This is a genomic window from Streptomyces sp. NBC_00344 (genome assembly GCF_036088315.1).
Classification (GTDB): Bacteria; Actinomycetota; Actinomycetes; order Streptomycetales; family Streptomycetaceae; genus Streptomyces.
This window is the reverse complement of sequence record NZ_CP107996.1, coordinates 3,022,804-3,031,811: the sequence shown is the minus strand read 5'-3', so window position 1 is coordinate 3,031,811 and position 9,008 is coordinate 3,022,804. Positions and strand designations below refer to the sequence as shown.

Sequence of the window (9,008 nt, the reverse complement as noted above, 5' to 3'; positions counted from 1 at the left end):
CTTCCAGGAGTCGTTGCACCACCACAGTTCGGCGCATCGACTTCGAGATCCGTGAGGACCGGCGAAGCCTCAGGGGCTCCAAGAAGCGCACGAGGGAGCGGGAGGCATACTCCCGAGCTCATGCGGCAGGGCCTGAGCAACGGGGAAGCGTGCCGGATCGTCGGGACCGACGAACGGACCGGCCAGAAAATGGCGCAACAGGCGCCCCGCATACGCAAACCGGAAGGCGCTGCCGCCGATCAGCGCAGTGGCAGCGCCCTGCGGGCCGCCCGGTCGGCCCGCGTCCTGCGGACCGGCCGCGCCCGGAAGCCCGCCCCCAGGCCCAGCAGTACGAGCCGCGCTACGCCACCCCCGTGATCCCCGCAGGGATCAACGGCCGCCCGCGCAAAACGCTCGACCGGAGAACCCCGGCCGAGCGCCTGCGTGGACTGCTCGCGGCCTGATGACGCGGCCACGTAGTGCGACGGCTCCTCGAAACCGCCAGGTGGGGGGAGCCCCTTCCGTGTGAGGGGTCGATTGGTCAGGGGCCCCAGGTGTTGTCCACGTGTGTCTCTTCGAATGCGGAGGCACGGAGGGTGTGCGACCCGCCCCCGTTCGGCTCGGGGGTCGCGTGTGCCGCGGCGCTGATGCCGAGAGCACTGGTCATAGAGAGCAAGCAGACCACCAGAGCCCTGATGGAGCGCGCTGACCTTTGCATGCAAATCTCCAGCGGTATGACATCGATACATCGTTCTGCCGGTTGTTCCGGCCTCTCAAGCTTGCCCAGCTCCTGGCTGGTTCGGGACCATTCCTGCTGTCAAGACACTGCAACCGCAGGATGTTGCCAACGTACGCACCCGTTACGTGGACAGATAACGACGTGATTACAAAAGATCTTGCTTGATCGCTATTGGCTCATGAATGATTACCTGCACCATGCGGCGCACGGGGGCGCCGAGGGGGGAGTAGTCGTGGCATTGGATCAGCTCGGCCTCATGCCAGAGGTGGAGGCCCTGTATCGGGCCATGCTTCAGCATCCAGGGCTCGGACTCGACGGTTTGAACGAGCTTTTGGGATGGTCACAGCATCGAACAACTTCTGCCATGGACGAGTTAGCCCGCCTCGCGCTGGTCCGGCCGTCCGCCGTGGTTCCGGGCGAGTTCCGGACCATTCACCCGGAGTTTGGCCTGAATATGCTTCTCCTTCGGCAGCAGCTCGACCTGCAGGATCATCAGCGCCGCGTCGACGACAGCAAGCGCGCCGTGCTCGTTCTCCTCGACCAGGTGGGCGGACTCGGTACGGCGATCGGTGAACCGCAACTGCTGCGGTTGCACGACCTCGACAGCATCCAGCAGCACATCGAGCAGCTCGCCCACGCCTGCACCACGGAGGTCGCGGTCTTCGCGACCGGTGGAGCCCAGACCGGCGAGAGTCTGGAGGCGGCGCGCCCGCTCGACGAGGACGTGCTCGCCCGGGGCGTACGCGTGCGGAACCTCTACCTGGACTCCGCGCGCAACGACCCGCCGACCGTGGACTACGCACACTGGCTCGTCTCCGAGGGCGGCCAGGCCCGCACCACCCCTCACCTGCCGCTGCGCATGGTCATCTACGACCGCCAGTACGCGGTGCTGCCCACCGACCCCGAGGCCGCCGACGCCGGGGCGATCGTGCTCGAGAGCCCCGGCGTGGTCGCCGCGCTGCAGAGCCTGTTCGAGCAGACGTGGCGTCGCTCCACCCCGTTCGACCGGGAGCCGCGGCGCGACGAGGAGGGCCTGTCCGAGCGGGAGCGCGCACTCCTCATTCTGCTGGCGGAGGGAGATACCGACGAGACCGTCGCCAACAAGCTCGCCGTCTCCGTGCGCACCGTCCGCCGCATCACCGCGGAGCTGCTGAAACGACTCGGCGCCCGCTCCCGCTTCCAGGCCGGTGCACTGGCTGCCGAGCGGGGTTGGTTGGATGCGGTCACGCCCGGGAGCTGCTGACCCGCCGCACGGTGTGTGAGCGAGTGACGACACCAAGTAAGAGAAGTTCTATAGGTCCACCCCGGACACTGCACCATGTTCATGGTCCATGCCCGCATCGAGCCGGGTCCTCGCAGTACACGGACACACTCCGTGGACGCCGTCGCCCTGCACCGCCACGTCCTGGCGAGAGCCTCCACGGACGACCTGCTCCAACACGTGTACGTCAGCGTCCATGCCGACGGGGGCGACCTGGTGCTCTTCGTGGCTCAACCCACGCTGCTGGCCTCCGAGTCGGTGGCCAGCCGGCTCACCCTGGCATGTCTGGGCGACAGCCCCGCCACGTCCGGCTGGACCCTCGCCCACTGCGGCGGCACCCTCCCTGGCTCCCTTGCCAGGCGGCTGCTGCTCGGCGAAGGCAGAATACTGCCACTGCAGCCACCTGACGTCGAGGGATACTGACCGACGCCTTCCGCCCCGCACAGAATGTCAACGCCGGACGCATCACGTCCGGTGCCCGGCGTACGGGCAACACGGGGGAACAGGTGAGGACGTCGATGGAGTTCAGGATCCTCGGACCGATAGAGGCATCGAGGAACGGTGACCGAATCGCGCTGTCGGGAATGAAGGCCCAGACCGTTCTGGCGGCACTGCTGCTGGCCCGGGGCCGAGTGGTTTCCGATGCGCGGCTCAGCACCCTGTTGTGGGGCTGGAATCCGCCGGCCACCATGAGCGCGCAGATCTACACATACGTCTCCCGGCTGCGCAAGCGCCTCGGGCCCGAGGTCGACCTGGTGCGGCAGCCGCCCGGTTATCTGATCCTCACGAACGACGCGCGCGTGGACGCCGTCGAGTTCGAACGACTGGACACCGAGGGCCGCCGCGCCCACGCGGAGCGGCGCTTCGACCGGGCCGCCGCTCTGCTGCGGTCCGCGCTGGACCTGTGGCGCGGGCCCGCCCTCGCCAACGTCACCGAGCATCTGGCCGAGGCGGAGCTGCCCCGCCTGGAGGAGGCCTGGACGGCCACGCTGGAACATCGCATCGACGCCGACCTGGCAATCGGCAGGCACCACGATCTGGTGCCCGAACTCGCCGGCCTGGTGGCCCGCTTTCCGGTCCGGGAGTCGCTGCGCGCCCAGTTCATGACCGCCCTGTCCCATTCGGGTCGCCAGTCCGACGCCCTGAACACCTACCACCAGGGCCGCAGACTCCTGGCGGACGAGCTGGGAGTGGACCCCGGCCCCGAACTCACCCGCGCCTACTACGCGGTACTGGAGGGCGACCTCGAACATCCGGCTCAGGCGCGGCTCGTGGCGGTACCTCCCCGGCCCCCGCAGAGCGAGCCCTCCCAGGTGCTCCCGCTCGCTCCGTCGCCGGCAACGATGCCTTCCGCGGGCATCGACCTGGTCGGCCGCGAAGAGGTGTTGGCCGCACTGCGAAGCAGGCTGACGGAGAACATGCCACCCCCGGATCAGCGCGCCCCCGACCCCGGCCGGACCCCACGCCGTGTGCTGCTCACCGGCATGCCGGGCAGCGGAAAGACGGCGCTGGCCCTGAGCGCCGCGACGTCGCTCGCCGCCCAGTACCCGGACGGCCGGCTCTACGCGGACCTCACCCGCCTCGACGGCACTCCCGCGGACGTGCGCCAGGTTCTGCTACGCCTCCTGCGCACGCTCGACCCCGAGGGCGCCCCGCTCGACGAGGGGGGCGAAACCCTCGACGACCTGATCCACCGCTACCGCACCCGCACCGTGGCGCGTCGCATCCTCGTCGTCCTCGATGGAGCCGTCGGCGACCGCCAGATCCAACCCCTGCTCCCAGCGGGCCCCGACGCGGCCGTACTCCTGACCGCCCGCCGCCCGCTCGCCACGGTCCCGCCCACCGGCACGGTGCACATCGGCGCCCTGCCCCGCACGGACTCGCTGTCCTTGCTCGCCGCACTTGTGGGCGCCGACCGCGTCGCCGCCGACCCGGACGCCGCCGAGGAGATCGCCGGTCACTGCGCGGGCCTCCCGCTGGCCCTGCGCATTGCGGGCGCCCGCCTGGCCGCCCGCCCGCACTGGCCGCTGGCCCGGCTCGCGCAGCGTCTCGCACCGTCGTCGACCCGGCTGCGCGAACTCCGGTACGGCGACCTGGACCTGACCCGTGACTTCGCCTCCTGCCTGCCGGGCATCGACGCGCACGACCACGGTCGGCTGGCCCGGCTCTCGGCCGTCACGTCCGGGCCGTTCCGAGCGGGCGCGGGCGCCCGGGCCATGGGCCTGCCGGTGCAGCGGGCGGAGGACTTCTTGGAGGACCTGGTCGACGCGGCCCTCCTGGAGACCGCGGGCCTCGACCGCAAGAGGCGACCGCTCTACCGCTTCCATCCGCTGGTCAGGCTGTTCGCCGCCGCGCTCCCCGACGAGAGCGCGGAAGCCTTCGACGACGCCGTGGCCTGACCGCGCTCCGCTCTTGCCGCGCGCCCGCAGAGCCTGTGACACAAGCTCTCAGCCGCGTACCGCGAACAGCATGTGCCGGTCCGTTCCGGCCAGTTCCTGCGCCTGCTCCGTGACGACCCGGAACCCGCGCCGCCGCAGCCGTCCGACCATGGTGTCGAGCCGGCCCTCGGTGCGGGTACCGGGCTCATCGTGGACCTCCACCGCGATCTGCCGGACCAACTCCCAGTGCCGTTCCTCAAGACCTCGCAGGACATCCGCCTCGGCGCGCTGTACATCGATCTTCAGCAGGTCGATGCGCTCGACGCCTTGTTCGTCGATGACGTCGGACATCCGCCGCACTACGCACTCGTGGGTCACTTCGCGAAGCCGGAAGTCGAGCATCTCGTCGAGGAAGGCGTCGAGCCCGTCGCCGGTCGCTGCTCCTGCCTGCACCATCGACCGGCGCACCAGGGCCCGGTCGGCCGCGGTGTCGGCGTACGAGCGCTGTACGGACATCGTGGAGAAGCCCGGGTAAAAGGTGAAGGGAAGCCGACGTTCCGTGTCGGACAAGCCGTACTCGAAGAGTTTCACGTGCGCGCCGAGCCCGGCGACATTCAGCCGGAGCTTCTCGAAAATCGGGGGCATCGGCTCGAAGGCATACACGGTGGTGTCCGGGCAGATCGAGGCGGCAAAAAGGGAGAACATTCCGATATTGGCGCCCACGTCGAAGATTACGGGGTCTGCGGTGTCCAGCCGTATGCCGCCCGACAGATAGGAGCGATGAATGAATATCTCTTGGTACAACTGTGAAGTTTCATCGCGGTTAAGTCCTGCGATCATGGCCGGATTCTTCATCTCGATGCGTTCCCTCCGCACTCGACTGCTTAGGCAGGGGAGGACCCCACGCCATTCAGACTCGTCCATACACGCCCCGAGGTCATGACCATTGGTATCCGTGGCGAGGTGGTACTGGCTTCACCGCGGAACTACCGAAAGTGCCGCTGCCCGGCCCGCCATGATCACCTATCGTGGGCTCATGCGACCTACCGCCGGCCTACGGCGCCGACTTGGGGGGATCCGGCAGCGCACCGCCTTCCTGACCGCGGGCATTCCGCTGCAGTGCGCGGCGTTCTGTCTCGCGCTCGCGGTGCTGCCGGTGCCGGTGCTCACCGCTGTGCAGCGGCACCGGTTCCGGGCCATGCTCGACATCGTCGTGCCGCCCGCGACGACCGAAGCGATCGCGTCGCGCGGACTGCGTGACCGGCTCGCATCGCCCGTCGTCCGGCGCCAGCTGGGCTACCACCTCTTCGCCGGACCGCTGGTGGCGCTCGGCGCGGTGGGCACACTCGTGCTGGGGGCGCTGGGCGTCGCGGCCGTCACCGTTCTGCTGTGGATCTGGGCCCTGCCCGCCGAGTGGCGCATCGACCACCGCGGCTACCTGAACACCTCCGCGTACATATCGGTGGGCGGGCTGCTGGTCCTGCTCGCCGCGGTCCGGCTGACCGGCGCTCTTGTCCGTGCCGACGGCTACGCCGCCTCGCAGTTGCTCGGTCCGAGCCGCACCGAACAGATGCGGCGCCGCATCGAGAACCTCTCCGAGAGCCGTGCCGGCGTCGTCGACGCCGCCGACCTCGAACGCCGCCGTATCGAACGCGACTTGCACGATGGCGCCCAGCAGCGCCTGGTGTCCCTCGCAGTCAACCTCGGTGTAGCCAGAGCCACGTTGAAGGACCTGCCGCCGGACGTGCGGAAGGTCATCGACGAGGCGCACCGGGAGGCGAAGGAGGCCATCACCGAACTGCAGGACCTGGTACGCGGCCTGCACCCGGCGGTGCTGGAGGACCGCGGCCTGGACGCGGCTCTCACCGGGCTCGCCGCGCGCGTACCTGTTCCGGTGCGTCTGACGGTGGCGGTGGACCCGCGCCCGTCGCCGACCGTGGAGGCGGTCGCCTACTACGTCGTCTCCGAGACGCTGACCAATGTCGTCAAGCACGCTCAGGCCTCCCAAGTGGTCGTGCATGTCGAAAGGAAGAGGGGGACCATGTCCGTGACCGTTGTCGACGACGGGGTAGGGGGCGCCGACCCGTCCGGCGGGACCGGTCTGACCGGGCTCGTGAAGCGGGTCGCGTCCGTGGACGGCTCGCTGGCCATCGACAGCCCCGTCGGCGGGCCCACCACCGTCACCGTGGAGTTGCCGTGCGCGCAGTAGTGGCAGAGGACTCCGTCCTGCTGCGGGTCGGACTCGTCAAGGTCCTGGAAATGGCCGGCTTCGAGGTGGTCGCCGAGGCGGGAGACGAGCGGGGTCTGCTCGCCGCGGTCGAGGAACACCGCCCCGACATCGCGGTCACGGACGTACGGATGCCGCCTACCTACACTTCCGAGGGTGTGCGGGCCGCTCTCGTCATCCGCAAACAGTGGCCGGAGACGGCGGTGCTGCTCCTTTCCCAGTACGTCGAGGAGCAGTACGCCGCCGATCTGCTCGCCAGTGACACGGCCCGCGTCGGCTATCTGCTCAAGCAACGTGTCGCCGATGTCGAGGAGTTCGTGGAGGCGCTGCGCCGGGTCGCCGCGGGCGGCACCGCCCTGGACCCGCAGGTCGTCTCGCAGCTCCTGCTGCGCCGACGCAGCGATCCCCTGGACCGGCTGACGGCGCGCGAGCGCGAGGTGCTGGAGCTGATGGCCGGTGGGCGCTCCAACCTGGGCATCGCCGAGCAGTTGGTGGTGAGCGAGAGCACGGTCGCCAAACACATCAACAACATTCTGGCGAAACTCGACCTGCCCACCGCGGACGCGGACCACCGCCGGGTGCTGGCGGTGCTCCGCTTCCTCGGAATCGCACAGTGAGCGCCGGCCTCATGCGCCGGCGACCCGTGTGGCGATGAGCTGCAGCAGCGGTTTCGGGGCCCCGGCGAGGTACATGTGCTCGCCGGGCAGCTCCACGGTCTCGAAGCCGCGGCCGGCCACCTCGTCCCAGCTCCCGATGGAGTCGAGAGAGACCAGCGTGTCGTTCCGCCCGCGGATCGCGGTGACCGGAACCGGCAGCGGCTTCCGCTCCCGCGGTTCGTACGTCTCGTGCATCCGTACGTCGGCCCGCAGCGCCGGCATCAGCAACTCCCGCATCTCGGAGTCCGCGAACGCCTCGTGCTGGTAACCCGCGAACTCCTTCACCCGCTCCAGGAACACCTCGTCGTCCTCGATGCCGGTGGCCTGCCGCTCCGGCGGGGTCAGCGGCACGATCGGGGTGCCGCTGACGAAGAGGCGCACCACCCGCAGCCCGTCGGTCTCGAGCAGCCGCCGGGTCAGCTCATGGGCGACGAGGGCGCCCAGGCAGTGCCCGAACAGCGTGACGGGGCCGCCGTCCGGCAGCAGGTCCAGCACCTGGGGTACCAGCCCGTCGGCGGCCTCGTGGACATCGGTGTACGGGTCCTCGACGATGCGGCGCTCCCGGCCGGGCAGCAGCAGCGGCAGGACGTCGATGCCGGGGACGCCGAGGTCCTGCCAGGGAGCGTAGAAACTGGCGCCGGCTCCGGCGAAGGGCAGGCAGAGCAGGGGTGTGGCCATGGGGGTCAGCCTTTGCGTGGGGTGGGAGGGAGTGGGCTCGGGGCGCTCATGGCGGTCGACGGCGGGCTCATGGGAGCCGTACGACCTGCGCGGCCCAGGACAGGCCCGCGCCGAAGCCGACGAGGAGTGTGCGGCCGCCGCGGGACACGGCACCGATCTCCCGCAGCCGGTCGATGGCGAGGGGCACGGACGCGGCGGAGGTGTTGCCCGCGTACTGCACATCCCGCGCGATGGCCACATCCGGCGACAGCGCGAGACGGGCGGCGAGCGCATCGGTGATCCGCAGATTGGCCTGATGAGGCACGAACGCGTCCAGCTCGGCGGCGGTGATCCCGGCCGCGGACAGCGCCTTCTCGGCGACGGCAGGGATCTCGCCGACCGCCCAGCGGAACACCTCGGTGCCCGCCATCCGCATGGTCGGCCATGGCAGTTCCGGCTGGTCGCGATGGTCGACCCAGGTCGCAGAGTGTGCGATCAGGTGTCGCTGCCCGCCGTCCGAGCCCCACACGACGGGGCCGATCTCGGCGCGGTCGCCTGGGCCGACGACCATGGCTCCGGCTCCATCGGCGAAGAGGAACGCGGCGGACGAGTCGTACGGGTCGACGATGTCGCTCATCTTGTCCGAGCCGATGAGGAGGACGTGGTCGGCGGTACCACTGCGGACGAGCCCGTCGGCGAGGCCGAGCCCGTAGCAGAATCCGGCGCATGCGGCGTTGAGGTCGAGCGCTGCGGACCCGGTGCCGAGCCGGTGCGCGATCTCGGGAGCGCCGCCCGGGCTCTGTCGGACGTTGGACATGCTGGTGAGCAACACCATGTCCACGCGGTCGGGGGCGACGCCCGCATCGGCGAGCGCCTTGTGGGCCGCCTCGACGGCCATGTCCATCACGGTCTCGCCGGGCTCGGCCCAGCGGCGTTCGACGATGCCGGTACGGCGCCGTATCCAGGCGTCGGAGCGGCCTGTACGGGCCTCCAGTTCATCGTTGCCGACGATCCGTCGTGGCCGATAGGCCCCGATGCCTAGGATCCGGGCACCTCTGCCGGGCCGTTGCTTCATCATGCCGCTCGAGTGTGGGAGCCGCCCCTATCGTGC

The 9,008-nt window shown here is 69.8% G+C and carries 10 protein-coding genes; 5 read left to right on the top strand and 5 right to left on the bottom strand.

Going from position 1 to position 9,008, the window contains the following annotated elements; translation table 11 throughout:
• Nucleotides 1-239 precede the first annotated feature (239 nt).
• Nucleotides 240-455 carry a hypothetical protein gene (locus OHS16_RS13755; RefSeq protein WP_328537482.1) on the bottom strand — a complete coding sequence of 72 codons (216 nt, stop codon included), beginning with the start codon at nt 453-455 and terminating at the stop codon, nt 240-242.
• A gap of 65 nt (nt 456-520) precedes the next feature.
• Nucleotides 521-697 carry a hypothetical protein gene (locus OHS16_RS13750; RefSeq protein ID WP_328537481.1) on the bottom strand — a complete coding sequence of 59 codons (177 nt, stop codon included), beginning with the start codon at nt 695-697 and terminating at the stop codon, nt 521-523.
• Nucleotides 698-1,172: 475 nt separating this feature from the next.
• On the opposite strand from OHS16_RS13750, the gene OHS16_RS13745 reads away from it, so the two are divergent.
• The 3 genes from OHS16_RS13745 (at nt 1,173) to OHS16_RS13735 (ending at nt 4,378) form a co-directional block, all read left to right on the top strand.
• Complete coding sequence (locus OHS16_RS13745) at nt 1,173-1,961, top strand: helix-turn-helix transcriptional regulator (RefSeq protein ID WP_328537480.1); 789 nt, start codon at nt 1,173-1,175, stop codon at nt 1,959-1,961.
• Nucleotides 1,962-2,093: 132 nt separating this feature from the next.
• On the top strand, nt 2,094-2,402 hold the full coding sequence (locus OHS16_RS13740; RefSeq protein ID WP_328537479.1) for a hypothetical protein: 309 nt from the start codon (nt 2,094-2,096) through the stop codon (nt 2,400-2,402).
• A gap of 95 nt (nt 2,403-2,497) precedes the next feature.
• The gene (locus OHS16_RS13735; protein WP_328537478.1) at nt 2,498-4,378 is read left to right on the top strand and encodes an AfsR/SARP family transcriptional regulator; all 1,881 of its coding nucleotides are present in this window, start codon (nt 2,498-2,500) and stop codon (nt 4,376-4,378) included.
• A gap of 48 nt (nt 4,379-4,426) precedes the next feature.
• Here OHS16_RS13735 and OHS16_RS13730 read toward each other — a convergent pair whose 3' ends face one another.
• Nucleotides 4,427-5,197 (bottom strand): FkbM family methyltransferase, encoded by a 771-nt coding sequence (locus OHS16_RS13730; RefSeq protein ID WP_328537477.1) that lies wholly within the window; start codon nt 5,195-5,197, stop codon nt 4,427-4,429.
• 196 nt (nt 5,198-5,393) lie between these two features.
• Here OHS16_RS13730 and OHS16_RS13725 point away from each other — a divergent pair, with 196 nt between their 5' ends.
• Both OHS16_RS13725 and OHS16_RS13720 read left to right on the top strand, forming a co-directional pair.
• The gene (locus OHS16_RS13725) at nt 5,394-6,566 is read left to right on the top strand and encodes a sensor histidine kinase (RefSeq protein WP_328537476.1); all 1,173 of its coding nucleotides are present in this window, start codon (nt 5,394-5,396) and stop codon (nt 6,564-6,566) included.
• Nucleotides 6,554-7,201, top strand: a complete 648-nt coding sequence (locus OHS16_RS13720) for a response regulator transcription factor (protein ID WP_328537475.1) — start codon at nt 6,554-6,556, stop codon at nt 7,199-7,201. The genes OHS16_RS13725 and OHS16_RS13720 overlap by 13 nt, the downstream gene beginning before the upstream one ends.
• A gap of 9 nt (nt 7,202-7,210) precedes the next feature.
• On the opposite strand, the gene OHS16_RS13715 is transcribed toward OHS16_RS13720, so the two are convergent.
• Nucleotides 7,211-7,918, bottom strand: coding sequence for a thioesterase II family protein (locus tag OHS16_RS13715; RefSeq protein ID WP_328537474.1), 708 nt, complete (start codon nt 7,916-7,918; stop codon nt 7,211-7,213).
• 67 nt (nt 7,919-7,985) lie between these two features.
• Nucleotides 7,986-8,975 (bottom strand): beta-ketoacyl-ACP synthase III, encoded by a 990-nt coding sequence (locus OHS16_RS13710; protein WP_328537473.1) that lies wholly within the window; start codon nt 8,973-8,975, stop codon nt 7,986-7,988.
• Nucleotides 8,976-9,008: the final 33 nt, after the last annotated feature.

What these genes read in the sequence shown, in the direction of transcription:
- OHS16_RS13715 (WP_328537474.1), bottom strand. Translation starts at nt 7,918, where the DNA reads ATGGCCACACCCCTGCTCTGCCTGCCCTTCGCCGGAGCCGGCGCCAGT.
- OHS16_RS13735 (WP_328537478.1), top strand. Translation starts at nt 2,498, where the DNA reads ATGGAGTTCAGGATCCTCGGACCGATAGAGGCATCGAGGAACGGTGAC.
- OHS16_RS13750 (WP_328537481.1), bottom strand. Translation starts at nt 697, where the DNA reads ATGCAAAGGTCAGCGCGCTCCATCAGGGCTCTGGTGGTCTGCTTGCTC.
- OHS16_RS13725 (WP_328537476.1), top strand. Translation starts at nt 5,394, where the DNA reads ATGCGACCTACCGCCGGCCTACGGCGCCGACTTGGGGGGATCCGGCAG.
- OHS16_RS13710 (WP_328537473.1), bottom strand. Translation starts at nt 8,975, where the DNA reads ATGATGAAGCAACGGCCCGGCAGAGGTGCCCGGATCCTAGGCATCGGG.
- OHS16_RS13730 (WP_328537477.1), bottom strand. Translation starts at nt 5,197, where the DNA reads ATGATCGCAGGACTTAACCGCGATGAAACTTCACAGTTGTACCAAGAG.
- OHS16_RS13745 (WP_328537480.1), top strand. Translation starts at nt 1,173, where the DNA reads ATGCTTCTCCTTCGGCAGCAGCTCGACCTGCAGGATCATCAGCGCCGC.